Origin of the sequence: Pseudomonas sp. F9001, assembly GCF_013385435.1 — a bacterium.
GTDB lineage: Bacteria > Pseudomonadota > Gammaproteobacteria > Pseudomonadales > Pseudomonadaceae > Aquipseudomonas.
The window spans coordinates 206548-223329 of the sequence record NZ_JACAPX010000012.1; the positions used below are offsets into that span (position 1 = coordinate 206548).

Sequence of the window (16782 nt, forward strand, 5' to 3'; positions counted from 1 at the left end):
GCGAGGCACCGAGTGGTGGGGCAAAGCGTTTTTTGGTTACTTTTTTAGGCGTTTGTAAAAAAGTGACCCGCTGTAAGAGCGGAACCATAGGTGGCCGTTACCGAAGAAACGGATATACCCCCCCATCTCAAGACCCCACCAAAGGCAACGAAAAACTAAACACCGCCCCACACGGCTCCAGATTCTGCGCCCAGATATCCCCCTGATGCCGACCAATGATGTTCTTGCACAACGCCAGCCCAATCCCGTTACCACCCACCTTCGACGAAAAGAACCCGTCAAAGATTTTCTCCCGCGCCACAGCCTGAATCCCGCGTCCACAATCCTCGACACTCAACCGCGCCACGTTTCCATCACGGCAGGCATGCAGCCGCAGCACCCGACGTTCGACGGGCAGCTCGCTCATCTCTTCAATAGCATTGAATGCCAGGTTCAGAATCACCTGCCCGATCAGCACTTTTTCACAAAGCACCATCAGCGGTTCAATACTGGGGAACAGTTCCAGCCGCACCTGACTCGGCTCGGCCCGCAGGCTGATGAAATATCGGGTTTCCTGCAGCAACTCATTGAGGTCCACCCACTCCGCGCTCTGCTCCAGCTTGACCACATAATCACGCACACTCTTGATGATCGTTGACGCATGCTCGACCTGCCGCACGGCACTTTGCAGCCCCCAGTTCACCCCCTGGTCGGCACTGTGGGTATCGCCCAGACGAATCAAAACCCCCTCGATAAAATTGCGCGTGGCCGCCAGTGGCTGGCTCAACTCATGAGCAATCGCCACCGCCATCTCGCCCATGGCGTTGTATCGGGCCAGGTATTCAAGCTGCTGTTCACTGACACGCCGGGCTTCCTCGGCGCGGATCAGGTCCCGCTTCACCTTGTCTTCCCGGGAAATATCCCGGAACTGCACCATCAGCACGTCGCGCCCGTCCAGGTGCACCAGCGTCGCGACCGCTTCCGAAAGAATCTCCACCCCGGCCTTGGAGCGATAACACCACTCGATGGTGCGCTGGCCACTGCGGGCCGCGCGCTCAAGCCAACGCAGGCCGATGGAGCGCTTGTACTTCGGTGCGTCCCGGGTCATGTCCGGGGCCTTGAGCGGGATCAGTTCTTCCAGGGTAAACCCCAGCGCCGACAGCGCCGCGGTGTTGGCCCAGAGGATGTCCTTGCTCTGCGCATCGTGAAGGATGGTGCAGATCGGCATGGCTTCGATCAGGGTGTGGAAATCATTGTTATTGGGTAGGTACATCGCGTAGCCCTTGGCGGTGGAGGGGACGACTACGGTGGCAAGTTATACCGGTTTGCATCCGGGGGCACGCTCAGAAGTAATCGGGGGCGCACTAGGGGATTTCTTTAGCCGGTGGGCTGCACGCCCCAATAGTTGACGGTGGTCGGGCTTTTTACACTGGACCTATCAACGCCCGACACGGCGTCCATAACAACTACAACGGAGAAAGCCCATGCTGCGTTCGGCCCTCGTGCAACCAGACGCTTTACCCGACGTGCAGCCCGCGCTGTTCCAGCAGGTGCTCGATGAAGTGCGCCAGCGCCGCGACGAGTTCGACGCCGGCTCCCACGTGCCACGGGACATGATCGAACGCTTCAAGCAGGTGGGCATCTACCGGGCGGCCACGCCCCGTTGTTTCGGCGGCGATGCCCTGGCCCCCGCAACGTTCTTGCAGATGATCGAGCGCATATCCGAAGCCGATGGCTCCGCCGGCTGGGTCGCCAGCTTCGGCAGCGCCGGGGTGTATCTTGCGGCCTTGCCCCAGGAAACCCTCGCCGAACTGTATGCCGACAGCCCCGATCTGGTGTTTGCCGGTGGCCTGTTCCCGTTGCAGCCGGCGGAAACCGTCGAGGGCGGCTGGCAGGTCAACGGCACCTGGAAGTTTGCCAGCGGCTGCAAAGGCGCCGACCTGCTGGGCGTGGGCATCGGTGCGGCGGGCGGCAAGCCACGCACTGCCGTGTTCAAGCCCGGCCAGGTTGAAATCATCGAAAACTGGGACGTGGTCGGCCTCAAGGGCACCGGCAGCCATGACCTGCGAGTTACCGACCAATACATAGACGAGCGCTGGACCTTCATTCGTGGCGGCGCCGCCACCATCGACGAGCCGCTGTTTCGTTATCCCTCGATTGCCTACGCCGCCCAGGTGCTGGCGGTGGTCAACCTCGGCCTGGCCCGCGCGGCCCTCGATGAAATCAGCGCCATGGCCAGCGGCAGCGGCATCACCGGCGCACCGAAACTGGCGGACCGCGCCTACGTGCGCATCGAAATCGCCAAGGCCGAAGCCCGGCTGAGCGCCGCTCGGGGCTTTTTCTACGGCGCCACCGAACAAGTGTGGAACTCGATCCTCGCCGGCAACCCGGTCACGGCCGAGCAAACCAGCCTGCTGCGCCTGACCGCCATTCACGTGTCCCAGGCCGGCGCCGCCGTGGTGCAGAGCGCCTACAGCCTGGCGGGCACCACCGCGATCTACCTGCGCCACCCGCTGCAACGCTACCTGCGCGACGCCATGGTGGTGACCCAGCACGCCTTCCTCAGCGAAGGCCTGTACGACGGCGCGGGCTCGGTGTTCCTCGGCGTTCCTCCATTTCCTGGCTACATCTGACTTTCAAGGATCAACCCATGTCCCAAGCCACTCAAGAACCGCTGCGCGTCGTCTTCTGCATCGGCATCACCCAGAACTTTTTCGACCTGCCTACCGGCGAAGGCCTGAGCGTGTGGAAAGGCTTCAGCCAGATGATGGGCGACCTCGGCGCCATGCCGGGCGTCAACGTGCTGGGGGCGATGGATGACGACCGCTTGATGGTCGGCCCGTCGACCACCTCGCCGTGGACCGTCTACATCATGGCCGACGTCGACTGCCACCAGTCGGTGATCGACGCCTGCAACCTGTTCCGTACCACGCCGGTGGGTGAATACAGCCTGTGGCGCTACGCCAAGGTCGAAGCACGGATCGGCCGCCCGCTGACCATTCCCGAAGCGGCCAGGGTGTGAGCCATGGACCTGTTGCAGCGTGTTGAAACCCTTGAAGGGGAGAGCCAGGTAAGGCGCTTGATGGCGCGCTACATGGACCTGTGCGACGTGCCCCGGGCGGCGACCAACGTTCGCGAGTTGGCCGAGTTGTTCACCGTGGATGCGGTGTGGGAAGGCATTGGCACAAGTACCGCGCAGACCTTCGGCCAGCATCGGGGGCGCGACGCGGTGGCGGCGTTTGTCGGCAGCTACCTGCCACCGTCGGAACACTTTGCGCTGAACCTGCATTACCTCACCAGTGAGTCGATCCAGGTAGACGGCAGCGCGGCTGCAGGGCAGTGGATCATGCAACAGATTTCCACCTACGCCGACCAGCGCAGCGAGTTGTTCGGCACGCGGCTGACCATCGATTTTCGCCGTGTCGACGGCACCTGGCTGATCGCGCATTTCCGTACGCAGCGCCTGTTCAATAGCATGTTGGGGGTGAACCCATGAGTACCTTCGTCAGCGAATTTTTACTCGGTGGCAGCGGCCGACGCGTGGCCATCAAGGATTCCATCGACATCGCCGGGTATCCGACCCGCTCGGGCAGTCGTGCCTTTGCCGATGCTCCGCCGGCGACGCGGCATGCGCACGTGGTGCAGGCGGTCCTGGATGCCGGCTGGCAGATCGTCGGCAAGACCAGCCTGCATGAACTGGCATTTGGCGTCACCGGCATCAACGACTGGAGCGGTACGCCCGTCAATCCCCAGGCGCCGGATCGCGTGCCGGGCGGCTCCTCCAGCGGTTCGGCCGCGGCGGTTGCGGCGGGCCTGGCGGATATCGCCATTGGTACCGACACCGGCGGCTCGGTGCGGGTGCCGGCGGCGTGCTGCGGGATTGCCGGGTTGAAACCGACCTATGGCCGAGTCAGCCGCATTGGCGCGCAACCGGCGGCATCCAGCCTCGATTGCGTCGGGCCGTTCGCCGCGAACATGCAGGACCTGATTGCCGCGATGCAGGTGATTTGCCCGGGTTTCCAGCCACAGGCGGCGCCGTCCGGCAGCGTGCCGGTGGGCTTTCTGGATGTGGCCTGTGAGCCATGGCTGAAGGCGAGCCTGATGGCTGCCGTCGACGCGGCCGGCTGGCGTCAGCAGCGTCTGCATCTGGACGACTTTGACACGGCGTTCGGCGCCGGCCTTACGGTGATTAACGTGGAAAACTGGGCAGCCTTCGGTCACCTCACCGGCAAGGGGCTGATCGGTGCGGATGTCGAACAACGCTTGTTGGCTGCCAGCCGCACCAGCGCTGCTGATTTGGCCGCAGCCGAAGTCGTGCGCACCCGCTTCAGCCACCAGGTGGACGCCGCGCTCGAAGAATTCTCCGTGTTGCTGCTGCCGACGATGCCAGACCTGCCGCCGACCCTGGCCGAAGCCCGCAACGGCAGCCAGGCCGTGGCCCGCATGACGCCATTGGTGCGGCCATTCAACCTCAGCGGCCACCCGGCGCTGACGGTGCCGGTGACCCTGGCCGACAGCGGGCTGAAGGTCGGGCTACAGATTGTCGGCCGTAAGGGCCAGGACGAATGGGTGTGTGCCCTCGGCGCACAACTGCAGCAGAGCATCACGGCTCGCCAATAAGAACAACGCCTTGAGGAGGGCTCCATGAGTACCCATGAATACCGGCTGATTGCCAAATCGAAAAGCCTCGACGAGTTGGTCAAGCACGATCGCGTCGACGTCTCGCTGTACAACGACCCGGCGCTGTTCGAGGCCGAACTGGAAAAGATCTTCTACCGCACCTGGGTCTGGGTCGCCCATGAAAGCGAAGTGCGCAACAGCGGCGACTTCAAGACCGCGACCATCGGCCGGCGCCCGGTGATTGTGGTGCGCGACAAGAAAGGCGCGATCAACGTGCTGGAAAACCGCTGCCGCCACCGTGGCGCCACGGTTTGCGAGAAGCACAAGGGCAACGCCACCGGCTTCACCTGCCCGTATCACAGCTGGTCCTATGGCTTGGACGGCAAGCTGCGGGCGCTGCCTTACCCGGACGGCTACGAAGGCATCCTGGAAAAGTCCGAGTTACCCCTGACCAGCCTGCGGGTGGACAGCTACGCCGGGATGGTATTCGCCAGCTACAACGACGATATCGAACCGTTGGCCGACTTCCTCGGCGGCGCCAAACACTGGATGGACCTGTTCATGAAGCAGGGCGCCGGCTACCCGATCAAGACCCAGGGCGAACACAAGTTCAGCTTCAAGGGCAACTGGAAGATCCAGCTGGAAAACACCACCGACGGCTACCACTTCCCGATCGTGCACAAGTCGTTCATGTCGTCGGTGGACGCCGAGACCTCGGAAATGCTCTCGTTCATGACCGACGAGCAGGCCGTCACCCATTCCCTGGGCAATGGCCACAGCGTGATGGTGATGGTGCCCGAGCATGTCGACCTGGACCACGACGACGGTACCGAGCAGTTGCAGGAGCGTTTCGCCCACGTCACCGAAGAACTGTCGAAAACCATGGAGCCGGCCCAGGTGCGACGCATCGTGCGCTCGCTGCACGGCGCCGGGTTCAACCTCAACCTGTTTCCCAATGTCGCCATGTCGATGTCGTTCTTCCGGGTGCTGCGCCCGGTGTCGGTCACCGAGACCGAAATCCGCCACGTCGCCCTGGGCATGGAGGGCGGCCCACAGGTTGCCAACCGCGAGCGCCTGCGCATCCACGAACACTTCCAGGGCCCGTTCGGCTTTGGCAGCCCCGACGACGCCGAAGCCTGGGACCGGGTGCAACGCGGCTCGTATGCCGGCGTGGACGCACCGATCCTGGTCAACCGTGGCCTGAACCGCGAAGTGCTGGCCGACAACGGCGACAAGGTATCCCACGCCACTGATGAAGGCGGCATGCGCGGGGCCTATGACATGTGGAAAAGGATGATGAGCCAATGAACACCCTGACTGGTTTTACCGCACCGCTGGCCCAGGCCATCGAATTCATCTGGCGTGAAGCCGAACTGCTGGACCACAAGGACTACGTGCAATGGGCCGCGTTGTGGAGCGAGAGCGGGCGTTACGTCGTGCCGATCGACCCGGACACCGAGGATTTTGAAGCCAACCTCAACTACGCCTATGACGATGCGCGCATGCGTGACCTGCGCATCGAACGGCTGACGGCGGGGTATTCACCGTCGGCGGTGGATGCGGCGAAAACCGTGCGCAGTGTGTCGCGATTCACCCTGGTGGAAGCGGCGGGCGAGGTGGTGGAGGTTAACTGTGCGCAGCTGCTGTACGCCTACAAGCGCGGAGTACACACGCCGTTTGTGGCCGACCTGAATTACCGCATCCGGTTCAGCGCCGGGGTCGCGACCCTGGAGCGCAAGGTGGTGCGGCTGATCAATTCCACCGACAGCCTGAGTGCACTCGGCTTTCTGTTGTAAGCACGATTCAAACAACGACACAAAACCAATGTGGGAGCGGGCTTGCTCGCGAATGCGGTGGATCAGTCGCCACATGCATTGACTGACACACCGCATTCGCGAGCAAGCCCGCTCCCACAGTTGAGATGAGGACATCCTGATGAACCGAATCGCGCTTGTAACCGGCGCCTCCCGTGGCCTCGGCGAATGCATCGCCCGGCGCCTGCACGCCGCAGGCTACCGCGTGGGCCTGGCGGATGTGCACCTGGACGGCGTGCAGCGCCTGGCCTCTGAACTCGACAACCGCGGCGAAACCGCCGTCGCCATCGAGCTGGACGTGCGCAACAAGGCCGATTTTATTCGCGCCCGGGACCTGCTCAGCGAGCGCTGGGGCGGCACCGATATCCTGGTGAACAACGCCGGGGTGTCGAAAGTTGCGGCGCTGATGGACATCACACCCGAGGAATTCGACGAATCGATGGCGATCAACCTGCGGGGCACGTTCGTGGCCTGCCAGGTGTTTGGTGCGCATTTCGCCGAACGAGGGTTCGGGCGCATCGTCAATATCGCCTCCCTCGCCGGGCAAAACGGCGGCACTGCCACTGGCGCGCATTACGCCGCGGCCAAGGGCGGCGTGGCTACGCTGACCAAGGTCTTCGCCCGTGAACTGGCGCCCCGGGGCGTGACGGTCAACAGCATTTCGCCAGGCCCGCTTGATTTGCCGGTGGTGCGCGAAACCGTGGCGCCGGAGCGCCTGGAGCAGATCCTCAAGATTATCCCGACGGGCACCCTCGGCGACCCGCACACCATCGCCGACACCGTGCTGCTGTTGATCGCCCACCACGCCGCCTCGATCACGGGCGCGTGCTGGGACATCAACGGCGGGCTGTTCATGCGCTAGTCATCGCCGAAGAGAGTGGGCCTGCTGCGCAGTCCAGCGGGAGCAAGCTCCCTCGCCACAGGTTAGCGTTCAACCGAAACAACAGGATTCAGGTGCTGCAATGATGAAGGTGAAGATCGAACGCATCGTCGATGAAGCGCTGGATATCCGTTCCTTTCGCCTCGTGCGCAGTGACGGCCAGCCCCTCGACAGTTATGAGCCCGGGGCCCATGTGGACCTTACCGGGCCAACCGGCGTCACCCGCCAGTATTCGCTGTGCAGCCCGCCCCACGATGGCCGCGCGTACCTGGTGGCGGTGAAGAAAGAGGCGCAATCCCGTGGCGGCTCCCTGGCACTGCATGAGCAGGTGCAGGAGGGCATGGAGCTGGAGATGGGCGCGCCGCGCAACCTGTTCCGCCTCGACCCGGAGGCGCCGGCCCATGCGCTGTTTGCCGCCGGTATCGGGGTGACGCCGCTGTTGAGCATGGCCTATCGACTGGCCGACAGCGGCCAGCCGTGGCGCCTGCACTATTTTGCACGTTCGGCGCAGTACGCGGCGTTTACCCAGCTGTTGGCCGATACATTCGGCGAGCATGTGCAGTTTCACTATGGCGTCGAGCCGGACGCGCTGGATGCGGCCTTGAGCGCCTGCCTGGACCAGGCGGGCGCGGCTGCCCACGTCTACACCTGCGGCCCCGCGCCGTTCATGCACAAGGTGGTGGAAGTGGCGGCCCGCAGCCGTCCCGAGGAAGCGATCCACCTGGAGCACTTCCAGGCCGACCCAGCGGTGAATGTCGGGCCCAGCGGTGGTTTCGAGGTGGAGCTGGCCAGCTCCGGCGTGGTGCTGCAAGTACCGGCGAATACCAGCCTGGTGGACGTATTGCAGGCCCACGGTTGCGACATCGACACCGAGTGCCGCGAAGGCCTCTGCGGCACCTGCATTGTCGAGGTGCTGGAAGGCGTGCCCGAGCACCGTGACAATTGCCTGTCGACCAAGGAGAAGGCCGCCAACCGGCAGATTTGCGCGTGTGTTTCCCGGGCGGTTTCCGCTCGTCTGGTATTGGATATTTGATCGGCGCTACCCGTAAGATTGCTGGGACCAAAAAAATAAAAAACGTGAGGCCTTGCGGTCATGATGAGTTCAACGGTGCAACGTAACGAATCGTTCGAGCGTTGGTTGCAGCAGGTTAACCAGGCCTGTGGACGCTTCGATGCCCGCGCCCTGGGCGCGGGGTTTTATGGGGAATTGAGCGAGTTTCGCAGCGGCGCGATCAAGCTCAGCGTGGTCGATATGGCCCAGGTGCATCTGTATCGCAGCAGCAAGGAAGTCAGTACGGGCAATGAAGGGCACTACTACGCGGTGTTCCAGTTGCAGGGCAGCGCGCAGCTGGAACAGGGCGACAACCGTGCGCAACTGGGCTGCGGTGACATCGCCCTGATCGACGCCTGCCGCCCCAGTGACATGACCTACCACGACAACTCCCGGCAATTGTCGCTGATCCTGCCGCGCCAGGTAGTGGAGCGCGGTTCGCACTTCACGGCGGTCAACTGCGCGACGCGGATCTCGGCGCGCACGCCGTTGGCGCTGATGGCCAGCCAGATGGTGCTCGACACCCGCCAGCAAAACGACCTGGGCATGCAGGAAAGCGAAGCCGTGCTGGATGCATTGGTCAGCCTGCTGCTGCCGGGGATCAGCGCCCGGGACAACGGCGTGGACACCCAGGAACGGCAGTTTCGCAAGACCATCGCCTACATCGATGCGCACATCGGTGCAGAAGAACTCTGCCCGGAGCTGATCGCCCGGGAAGTCGGAGTGTCGGTGCGCGGGCTGTACCGGATGTTTTCCAAGCGCGGGCTGGTGGTGGCGCAATACATCAAGCACCGACGCCTGGATTTCTGCGCCGAAACCCTGCGCCATTCGCCGGCGGAGCAGAAGCTGTCGGCACTCTGTTATGCCTGGGGCTTCTCCGACTCCAGCTACTTCTCATCGGCGTTCAAGTCGCGCTTCGGCGTGTCACCGGGCGAGTACCGCAAGCGCTATAGCCATCATTGATGCGTGCCGCTCCCGAACCTGGAATGCATTTTCCTGTGGGAGCCGGGCTTGCCCGCGATGCAGGCCACTCGGTCTGACAGGTACTCCGCAGCGATCCCATCGCAGCCTCGCCAAGGCTCGACAGCTCCCACATTCAATCATCGCGCCCTAGGGATACAACACCTCGCGGACCAGCATGGCGATGCTGGTCACGCCCATCTTTTCCTTGATCTTGGTGCGGTGCACGTCAACGGTCTTCACGCTGATGTTCAGCTCGCGGGCAATCACCTTGCTCGCCTTGCCGTCCACCACCAGCATCAACACTTCTCGCTCCCGGCTCGTCAGCAGCGCCAGCTTGCCTTGCAGGTGCTCGCGCTGTTCCTGGTCGGCCTGGGCCTGTACAGCGGTCTTCAGCGCGGCCTGGATGCGGTCGATCATCTGTTGCGGGTTGTAGGGCTTCTCAACGAAATCCAGCGCGCCGTTTTTCATTGCGGTGACCGACATCGGTATGTCGCCGTGGGCCGACACGAAGATGGTCGGCAAGGTACTGCCGCGCCGGTTGAGGATCTCCTGCAACTGGAAGCCGCTGGTCTGCGGCATGCGCACGTCCAGCACCAGGCAGGCGGGCTGGCGCGGGTCGTAGTGCGCAAGGAACTCTTCGGCCCCGGCGAAACATTGGGCCTTTACGCTGACCGACTCCAGCAGCCAGGCCAGCGAGGTACGCAGGTCTTTGTCGTCATCAACGATGTAAACAATCGGTGTGCGAATTTCCATCAGGGACTGCCACGAGAATTTCTAATTATTGTTTTCGCACGCGGGCACGCTGCGGCGGACATTGGCTCATCTGTGGAGCCTTGCCAGCAGAATACCCAGTGTGAACGGCCCTGACGATAAAGAAACCACCTAGTCGGCATGGGGATCGTCTGAATGGTCGCGCCGCACGGGGCGTCTTAGTCTTGTGGCATCACCCACGGACCGTAAAGGGGCACCGACATGGCCGACCTGAGCCAGCAGCAAATCGACTTTCGCAACGCCATGGCGCAACTGCCGGCCGCGGTGAACATCATCACCACCAACGGCCCGGGCGGGCGTTGCGGGATCACGGCGAGTGCGGTGTGCTCGGTGACGGATTCGCCCCCCACGGTGTTGGTGTGCGTGAACCGCGGGAGTGCGACCCATGATGTGTTCCGTACCAATGGGCAGCTGTGCGTGAACGTGCTGTGCGGGGAGCAGGAAGAGCTGGCGCGGCACTTTGCCGGGATGACCCAGGTGCCCATGGCGGAGCGGTTTGCCTGGGACCTGTGGGACGGAGGCGAGGCGGGGGTGCCGGTGCTGCGGGATGCGCTGGTGCAGCTGGAAGGGCGTATCAGTGAGTGCAAGGAGGTAGGGTCGCATTCGGTGATGTTCGTGGAGTTGTCGCGGGTTGGGGTGCGGGGGCAGGGCGACAGCCTGGTGTACTTCAACCGGCTGTTTCACCGGATTGAGCATGCTGGCGCCCATTGCTGAAGGTTCAGGAGATCAAATGTGGGAGCGGGCTTGCTCGCGAAGGCGGTGTATCAGAAACCTATTCAGTGGCTGACACTCTGTCTTCGCGAGCAAGCCCGCTCCCACATGGGGCCTGCGGGGCAGTTGTTGGTCAGATGCGAAAGCTGCCCACCAGCTGATTCAAGCGTTCCGCTTCACGCTCAAGCTCGGTACAGGCCTGCAGCGTCGACTGCAGGTTTTCCACCCCGGCCTGGTTCAGCATATTGATCTCGGTAATGTCCACATTCAGCGCTTCCACCACCGACGTCTGCTCCTCGGTCGCCGCCGCCACCGACTGGTTGACGTTATCAATCTCGCCAATCCTCTGCGTCACGCTGGCCAGCCGCGTACCCGCCAAGTTGGCGATGCTCACGCTTTCCTCGCTGTGCTGCTGGCTCTCGGTCATGGTGCTGACGGATTCCCGTGCGCCCACCTGCAACTCTTCGATCATCTGCTGAATCTCCAGCGCCGACTCCTGGGTGCGATAGGCCAGGCTGCGCACCTCATCGGCCACCACCGCAAACCCGCGCCCGGCCTCACCGGCCCGGGCCGCTTCAATGGCGGCGTTCAGTGCCAGCAGATTGGTCTGCTGGGAGATGCCCTTGATCACCTCCAGGATTTGCCCGATGTTCACCGTCTTGTGATTCAGCGCATCGATGTGCACGCACGAGGCGCTGATCTTGCCCGACAGTTCATTCATCACGGCAATCGTGCGCTCCACCACCTGGCGCCCGTCCTCAGCCTGTTGCCGGGCGCCGGAGGCTTGCTGCGACGCATCGGAGGCATTACGGGCGATTTCCTGGGCGGCGGCGCCCAGTTCGTTGATCGCCGCCGCGACACTGTTGGTGCGGGTCGCCTGTTCATCGAAGTTGTTCAGCGAGGAATTCGAGGCCAGCAGCACCCGCTTGACCACCTGGTTGACCCCGAGCCCCGCTGAAGACACTTCGCGGATCGACTGGTGGATACGTTCGACAAAACGGTTGAAGGCGCTGGCCAACTGGCCGATCTCGTCCCGGGATTGCACCTCCAGCCGCCGCGTCAGGTCGCCTTCGCCACGGGAAATGTCCTCCATCACCCGGGTCAGGGTTTGCAGCGGCCGGGTGATGCGCAGCGCGGCGTACCAGATCAATAGCAGGCCGAGCAGGGCCGAGCCGCCACCCAGCAGCAGTTCCAGGGCGGTGCTTTTCACCCCTTGGGCATCGAGTTGCTGTTGCAGCGCAGTGACCGGCGCCAGCAGCACCGACTGCGGCACGCCCACCAGAACGCCCCACGGTGCGGCACCGGCAATCGGTGCCAGCGGTTCGAGTAGCTTGATTTGCTGTTGATCGACAAAGGTTTGCGGTTGCCCCTGGCGCAACGCGTCCAGTACCTGGGCGCCATCGTGCATGACTTCGCTGATCGGCTGCCCGAGGCGGCTGGCGTCCTCGCTGTAGGCGGAAATCACGCCTTTGGGGCTGACGATGCTGACTTGCCCGTGGCCGTCGAACAGTTGCCCGGCGCTGGTATGGCTGGCCTGTTGCAAGGCCGCCAGGTTGATGTCCAGGCCAATCACCGCGATCACCTTGCCGTGCTCCATCAGCGGGAACGCAATGCTGGTCACCAGCTTGCGGCTGCCGGAAGCCTCGTCGAAATACGGCTCCAGCACACAGGCCCTGGCGGTGTCGCGGGCGCAGGTGTAGAAGGCGTTGTACGGCGCGCCGCTGGGGCCGGGCGAGGTATTGGCCAGCAGCGCTTCGTCGCCGACTACCGCTGTCAGTTCACCCGGGGTGGCCTGCACCCAGTATTGGGCGAAGCGGCCGGCCTCGTTGCTGCCGACGGCGGCCTGGTCGACGAAGTGGGCATCGTCACCGTCCAGGGCATTGGCTTCGAAAATGACGTAAATCCCGAGCAGGTCGGGCTTGTCGACCAGGGCCTGGCGCAGCTGGGTATTCAGCTCCTGGCGCAACTCTGGGCGGGTCAGTTTGCCCTGTTGTTGCAGTTGCCGCAGGTACAGCACATAACGCGACAAGCCCTGGCCGTATTCATGGGTTTGCATGAAGGTGCGTTGCACCTGCATGGCCTGAACTTGCCCCAGGGCCTGCATGTGTTCCTTGGCGGCGGCAGCGAGCATGTCGCTGCTGGCCTGGGCCACGTGCTGGCTGCTCTGGTGGGTCTGGTACAGCGACAGGCTCATCAGCAGGCCGACCACCAATAACAGGCAGAGGCCGGCGAGCAGGGCGATCTTGCTCTGGATCGTGAGGAATTTCTTGTGCATTGCGAAGGCCTTGGCCAGGCGGGGCGATGGCGGCGCCACCGCCCCGGCCGGGCTTAGAAGTTAGTGGCGAACACCACTTGGCTGTAGAGGTTTTTATCGTGGTTGCCCAGCTGCGTGCCGCCTTGCTCGGCGCTCTTGTCCGGCTGGTACAGGCCGATCAGCGGCATCACCGTCAGGTGGTCGTTGACGTGCCATTCGGCGTACAGGTCCAGCTCGTGGCCGTCGTTGTTGCCGAGGTTGCGGTCGATGGTCTTGAAGTCGAACAACACCGCGCCGACGTTGAGGTTCTGCAGGGGCGAAACCTTGAACGTGACGTTCTGGATGCGTGAGTTGTTGTTGAACGGCCCGGCGTAATTGCCCGCCACTTCACCCTGGAACCAGGTGCCGTAGCCACGGCTGAAACCGTAGAACAGCGGGTCGAAGCCTTCCGAGAAGCGGCTGTAGCGGTAGCTCACATACGGCGTCCAGGTCACGTCGGAGAAGGTCCAGCCAGCTTCCAGGTACCAGGCGTCTTCGTTGCCGGTGTGGGGCTTGTCCTGCCAGGCGTATTCGCCGGACAGGAACAGGTTGGTCACCCCGGCATTGCCCGTGGCCCGCAGGCTGTAGGTCTTCATGCCATCGCGTTCCAGCTGCGTGGGGGAGGCGTACTGCTTGTCGACGTCGGTGGTGTCGATGTACGTCAGCCCCACGGTGCCTTCGGCGGCCACGTGTTCGAGGGTGGCGACGTACATCTCGGTCTTGGCCTGGGCACGGTTATCGGACTTGAGCCACATCAGGTCGCTGCGCCAGCCGTCCTTGCCGCCCAGGCGCAACACGGCGGTTTCGTCGAAGGCCTTGCGGGCGGCGATGTAGTAGCCGCCGCCGCGATTGAGGTCGCCATCGGCCACGCCCTTGCCGAAGTTCAGCGCGTCGCCGTCAATCAGGAAACCGTCGCCGACCACGATGTTCTGGCGGCCGAAGGACAGGTCCACGCCATTCTCGCCCAGGGCCTCAAACAACTTGCCCGAGCGCCAGCCGAGGTAGGCGTCTTCGAATTTCGTGGTGCGCTCCGAACCGTCGCTGAAACCTGCGGCATCGCCGTCGCCCCAGGTGCCGGAACTCAGCAGGTTGGCCGCACCGTAGGTGGTGCCGGCGCCGCTGAAGCTTTTGTCGAAGCTCAGGCCGTACTTCACGTAGCCCTCGCGCCAGGACGAGGAGCCCTTGGCCAGGCGGCCGGATTGACTGTAGTTCTGCTGGCTGTGGAAGGCACCGAATACCGCTTCCAGCGTGGCGTTCAGATGACTGCTGTCATCGGCGTACAGCTCATAAGCGCCGGCCGGGTTGGCGCCGATCATCAGCGCGAGGGTCGAGAGACGAAGCAAGGGGGACTTGAGCATGGTGTGGCATCCATTCTTGTTCATGACCACAGGGTTGGGGTCTGCCGCGATACTAATGCTGGCGAAGTGACGTGCCTTTTGTCTGGTTGCCAAAGACTTGACTGTGCTTGCCAGAATCCACGGTTTGGCAGCCCGGCCAATACGACTGGCACGCAGGGCAAAACCCGAGCGACCTTGAGCCCTGACAATCGTCGGCAACTTCGATGATTTCCAAGGTCGTTTTTCTATGTTCACTGCACACAGATTTTCCCTGGCCGGCCTGCTGTCGCTGGTCCTGGCCCACAGCGCATTCGCCGCTGAATGCGGCCCTGACCAGAGCCGTGGCGCCCAGGTTTTCGCCAACGAATGCAGCGTGTGCCATGCGGTGGCGAAGGGCGGCGCGACAATGATGGGGCCAAACCTGGCAGGCGTTTACGGGCGTAAATCCGGCTCCCTGGCGGGCTTCAGCTACTCCCAGGCGATGCGTGACAAAAACGTCGAGTGGCAAGCCGAGACCATCGCGCAATTCATCACCCAACCCCAGGCGTTTGTGCCCGGCACCTACATGCCCTACATGGGCCTGGCTTCGGCCGACGATCGCCAAGCGGTCGCCTGCTTTCTCAAAGAACAACATTGAATACAGGTGAATCATGAGCAACGTTGAAATCCTGCCGCAGGTGGCTGCATTCCTGGACCGTCGTCATGGCTGCTTTATCGATGGCCAATGGGTATTTGCCGAGGGCGAACACATCAAGGTGATCAACCCGGCCACCGGGCAAACCCTGTGCGAAACCCTCGACGCGCCGTTGCACGTGGTGGAGCAGGCGGTGCAGTCGTCCCATGCGGCGTTCAAGTCCCGCGTGTGGTCGGGATTGCGCCCGGCCGACCGTGAGCGGATTTTGCTGAACTTCACCGCGTTGGTTGAGGCCCATGCCGAGGAGCTGGCGCAGCTGGAAACCCTGAGCCAGGGCAAGTCGATCAACCTGGCGCGGGGGCTGGATCTGAACGCCACGGTGGAGTTCATGCGCTACATGTCGGGCTGGGCGACCAAGATCGAAGGGCAGACCTTCGACGTGTCCATCCCTTTGCCGCCGGGGGCCAGGTTCACTGCGTTCACCAAGCGCGAGCCAGTGGGCGTGGTGGTGGGCATCGTGCCGTGGAATTTCCCGCTGCTGATTGCGGCCTGGAAATTGATGCCGGCGCTGGCGACCGGGTGCACGGTGATCATCAAGCCGGCGATGGAAACGCCGCTGACGGCGATGCGCCTGGCGGAGCTGGCGCTGGAGGCGGGGATTCCGGCGGGGGTGTTCAACGTGGTGACCGGCGGCGGGGCGTCGGTGGGGGGCGTTCTGACTGCTCATCCGTTGGTGAGCAAGGTGTCGTTTACCGGTTCGACTGCGGTGGGCAAGAGCGTGGGGGTGGCGTGCATGGAGAACATGACGCGGTTTGCCCTGGAGTTGGGGGGCAAGAATCCGATGATCGTGTTGGCGGATGCGGATATTGATAAGGCGATCCAGGGGGCGATCCTGGGTGGGTTGCTGAACAACGGACAGGTGTGTGCGGCGGCTTCGCGCTTTTATGTGCATCGTTCGGTGTATGACCGGTTTGTCGAGGGGTTGGCGGCGGCGGTGTCGGCGATGCCGTTGGGGGCGGGGATGGACGGTGAGGCGGCGATTAATCCGTTGGTGTCGCGCAAGCAGCAGCAAGGGGTACTGCGCCATATCGAGCAGGCCCGGGCTGAAGGGGCGCGGGTGGTGATCGGTGGGGATGAGGTTGCGGGTGAGGGGTTTTATGTGCGGCCGACGATTTTGGCGGATATCGATCATGGGATGGCGGTGGCCCGGGAGGAGGTGTTTGGGCCGGTGTTGGGGGTGATGGCGTTTGATGATGAGGATGCGGTGATTGAGTTGGCCAATGACAATCGGTATGGGTTGGCGGCCAGTCTTTGGACCAATGATCTGGGTAAGGCGATGAACCTGGTGCCGCGGATCGAGGCGGGGACTGTTTGGGTGAATGCGCATGTGTTGCTGGACCCGGCGATGCCGTTTGGCGGGGTGAAGCAATCGGGGATGGGGCGGGAGTTTGGGCGGGCGGTAATTGAGGCTTATACCGAGCTGAAGTCGGTGTGTATTGCGCATTGATTGGGGGCATATCCGTTATTTAGGTAACGGCGACTTATGGTTTCGCTCTTACAGCGAGTCACTTTGCAAAAGCGGCAAAGTAACCAAAGCGCTCTGCCCCGCCTGTCGGCGCCTCGCCTAGGCTCGGCGTTCCCTCACTCCGGCATTGCTCCGCGGGCCGCCGCGATGGGCCATCCTTGGCCCAGCGCGGCTAAACCGGCGTCCTGCCGGTTTACCCGCTCC

General features: G+C 63.2%; 16 protein-coding genes and 1 pseudogene. 12 read left to right on the forward strand and 5 right to left on the reverse strand.

Annotated elements, in window-relative coordinates:
* Positions 1 to 127: 127 nt before the first annotated feature.
* Positions 128 to 1252: a sensor histidine kinase gene (locus tag HX818_RS12470; protein ID WP_087694281.1), complete on the reverse strand. Its 1125-nt coding sequence runs from the start codon at positions 1250 to 1252 to the stop codon at positions 128 to 130.
* Between the two features lie 211 nt (positions 1253 to 1463).
* Between HX818_RS12470 and HX818_RS12475 the strand changes: the two genes are divergently transcribed.
* The 9 genes from HX818_RS12475 to feaR all read left to right on the forward strand — a co-directional run bounded on the left by HX818_RS12475 (position 1464) and on the right by feaR (position 9307).
* The gene (locus tag HX818_RS12475) at positions 1464 to 2612 is read left to right on the forward strand and encodes an acyl-CoA dehydrogenase family protein (RefSeq protein ID WP_102368716.1); all 1149 of its coding nucleotides are present in this window, start codon (positions 1464 to 1466) and stop codon (positions 2610 to 2612) included.
* Positions 2613 to 2629: 17 nt separating this feature from the next.
* Positions 2630 to 3001 (forward strand): hypothetical protein, encoded by a 372-nt coding sequence (locus HX818_RS12480; protein WP_177020204.1) that lies wholly within the window; start codon positions 2630 to 2632, stop codon positions 2999 to 3001.
* A 3-nt stretch (positions 3002 to 3004) separates the two neighbouring features.
* Positions 3005 to 3475 (forward strand): nuclear transport factor 2 family protein, encoded by a 471-nt coding sequence (locus HX818_RS12485; protein WP_008431069.1) that lies wholly within the window; start codon positions 3005 to 3007, stop codon positions 3473 to 3475.
* A complete protein-coding gene (locus HX818_RS12490; protein ID WP_177020205.1) occupies positions 3472 to 4599 on the forward strand; it encodes an amidase in 1128 nt (375 codons plus the stop codon). Before HX818_RS12485 ends, HX818_RS12490 begins: the two co-directional genes overlap by 4 nt.
* Before the next feature lie 24 nt (positions 4600 to 4623).
* Positions 4624 to 5907, forward strand: coding sequence for a Rieske 2Fe-2S domain-containing protein (locus HX818_RS12495; protein WP_003208861.1), 1284 nt, complete (start codon positions 4624 to 4626; stop codon positions 5905 to 5907).
* The gene (locus HX818_RS12500) at positions 5904 to 6395 is read left to right on the forward strand and encodes an aromatic-ring-hydroxylating dioxygenase subunit beta (protein ID WP_008431075.1); all 492 of its coding nucleotides are present in this window, start codon (positions 5904 to 5906) and stop codon (positions 6393 to 6395) included. Before HX818_RS12495 ends, HX818_RS12500 begins: the two co-directional genes overlap by 4 nt.
* A 139-nt stretch (positions 6396 to 6534) precedes the next feature.
* Positions 6535 to 7275 carry an SDR family NAD(P)-dependent oxidoreductase gene (locus tag HX818_RS12505; RefSeq protein WP_087694278.1) on the forward strand — a complete coding sequence of 247 codons (741 nt, stop codon included), beginning with the start codon at positions 6535 to 6537 and terminating at the stop codon, positions 7273 to 7275.
* A gap of 100 nt (positions 7276 to 7375) precedes the next feature.
* Positions 7376 to 8326, forward strand: a complete 951-nt coding sequence (locus tag HX818_RS12510; RefSeq protein WP_177020206.1) for a PDR/VanB family oxidoreductase — start codon at positions 7376 to 7378, stop codon at positions 8324 to 8326.
* 60 nt (positions 8327 to 8386) lie between these two features.
* A complete protein-coding gene (feaR, locus tag HX818_RS12515) occupies positions 8387 to 9307 on the forward strand; it encodes a transcriptional regulator FeaR (protein ID WP_023658728.1) in 921 nt (306 codons plus the stop codon).
* Between the two features lie 147 nt (positions 9308 to 9454).
* Here the strand turns inward: feaR and HX818_RS12520 are convergent, their stop codons facing one another.
* The gene (locus tag HX818_RS12520) at positions 9455 to 10060 is read right to left on the reverse strand and encodes a response regulator transcription factor (protein ID WP_003212609.1); all 606 of its coding nucleotides are present in this window, start codon (positions 10058 to 10060) and stop codon (positions 9455 to 9457) included.
* Positions 10061 to 10279: 219 nt separating this feature from the next.
* Here HX818_RS12520 and hpaC point away from each other — a divergent pair, with 219 nt between their 5' ends.
* A complete protein-coding gene (hpaC, locus tag HX818_RS12525; RefSeq protein ID WP_003212611.1) occupies positions 10280 to 10792 on the forward strand; it encodes a 4-hydroxyphenylacetate 3-monooxygenase, reductase component in 513 nt (170 codons plus the stop codon).
* Positions 10793 to 10922: 130 nt separating this feature from the next.
* Here the strand turns inward: hpaC and HX818_RS31475 are convergent, their stop codons facing one another.
* From HX818_RS31475 to HX818_RS12535, 3 genes and pseudogenes are all read right to left on the reverse strand, one after another.
* Positions 10923 to 11753, reverse strand: coding sequence for a methyl-accepting chemotaxis protein (locus HX818_RS31475; RefSeq protein WP_371132386.1), 831 nt, complete (start codon positions 11751 to 11753; stop codon positions 10923 to 10925).
* Between the two features lie 24 nt (positions 11754 to 11777).
* Positions 11778 to 13064, reverse strand: a pseudogene (locus tag HX818_RS31480) (HAMP domain-containing protein); the annotation flags it as partial.
* A gap of 53 nt (positions 13065 to 13117) precedes the next feature.
* Positions 13118 to 14440 (reverse strand): hypothetical protein, encoded by a 1323-nt coding sequence (locus HX818_RS12535; RefSeq protein ID WP_003212614.1) that lies wholly within the window; start codon positions 14438 to 14440, stop codon positions 13118 to 13120.
* Between the two features lie 226 nt (positions 14441 to 14666).
* Here HX818_RS12535 and HX818_RS12540 point away from each other — a divergent pair, with 226 nt between their 5' ends.
* Both HX818_RS12540 and HX818_RS12545 read left to right on the forward strand, forming a co-directional pair.
* The gene (locus HX818_RS12540) at positions 14667 to 15056 is read left to right on the forward strand and encodes a cytochrome c family protein (protein ID WP_008431083.1); all 390 of its coding nucleotides are present in this window, start codon (positions 14667 to 14669) and stop codon (positions 15054 to 15056) included.
* 13 nt (positions 15057 to 15069) lie between these two features.
* On the forward strand, positions 15070 to 16560 hold the full coding sequence (locus HX818_RS12545) for an aldehyde dehydrogenase family protein (RefSeq protein ID WP_008431084.1): 1491 nt from the start codon (positions 15070 to 15072) through the stop codon (positions 16558 to 16560).
* Positions 16561 to 16782 lie beyond the last annotated feature (222 nt).

Bases quoted from the DNA above. Each gene is read 5' to 3' on its own strand.
- HX818_RS12470 (WP_087694281.1), bottom strand. From the start codon at position 1,252: ATGTACCTACCCAATAACAATGATTTCCACACCCTGATCGAAGCCATG.
- HX818_RS12475 (WP_102368716.1), top strand. From the start codon at position 1,464: ATGCTGCGTTCGGCCCTCGTGCAACCAGACGCTTTACCCGACGTGCAG.
- HX818_RS12480 (WP_177020204.1), top strand. From the start codon at position 2,630: ATGTCCCAAGCCACTCAAGAACCGCTGCGCGTCGTCTTCTGCATCGGC.
- HX818_RS12485 (WP_008431069.1), top strand. From the start codon at position 3,005: ATGGACCTGTTGCAGCGTGTTGAAACCCTTGAAGGGGAGAGCCAGGTA.
- HX818_RS12490 (WP_177020205.1), top strand. From the start codon at position 3,472: ATGAGTACCTTCGTCAGCGAATTTTTACTCGGTGGCAGCGGCCGACGC.
- HX818_RS12495 (WP_003208861.1), top strand. From the start codon at position 4,624: ATGAGTACCCATGAATACCGGCTGATTGCCAAATCGAAAAGCCTCGAC.
- HX818_RS12500 (WP_008431075.1), top strand. From the start codon at position 5,904: ATGAACACCCTGACTGGTTTTACCGCACCGCTGGCCCAGGCCATCGAA.
- HX818_RS12505 (WP_087694278.1), top strand. From the start codon at position 6,535: ATGAACCGAATCGCGCTTGTAACCGGCGCCTCCCGTGGCCTCGGCGAA.
- HX818_RS12510 (WP_177020206.1), top strand. From the start codon at position 7,376: ATGATGAAGGTGAAGATCGAACGCATCGTCGATGAAGCGCTGGATATC.
- feaR (WP_023658728.1), top strand. From the start codon at position 8,387: ATGATGAGTTCAACGGTGCAACGTAACGAATCGTTCGAGCGTTGGTTG.
- HX818_RS12520 (WP_003212609.1), bottom strand. From the start codon at position 10,060: ATGGAAATTCGCACACCGATTGTTTACATCGTTGATGACGACAAAGAC.
- hpaC (WP_003212611.1), top strand. From the start codon at position 10,280: ATGGCCGACCTGAGCCAGCAGCAAATCGACTTTCGCAACGCCATGGCG.
- HX818_RS12535 (WP_003212614.1), bottom strand. From the start codon at position 14,440: ATGCTCAAGTCCCCCTTGCTTCGTCTCTCGACCCTCGCGCTGATGATC.
- HX818_RS12540 (WP_008431083.1), top strand. From the start codon at position 14,667: ATGTTCACTGCACACAGATTTTCCCTGGCCGGCCTGCTGTCGCTGGTC.
- HX818_RS12545 (WP_008431084.1), top strand. From the start codon at position 15,070: ATGAGCAACGTTGAAATCCTGCCGCAGGTGGCTGCATTCCTGGACCGT.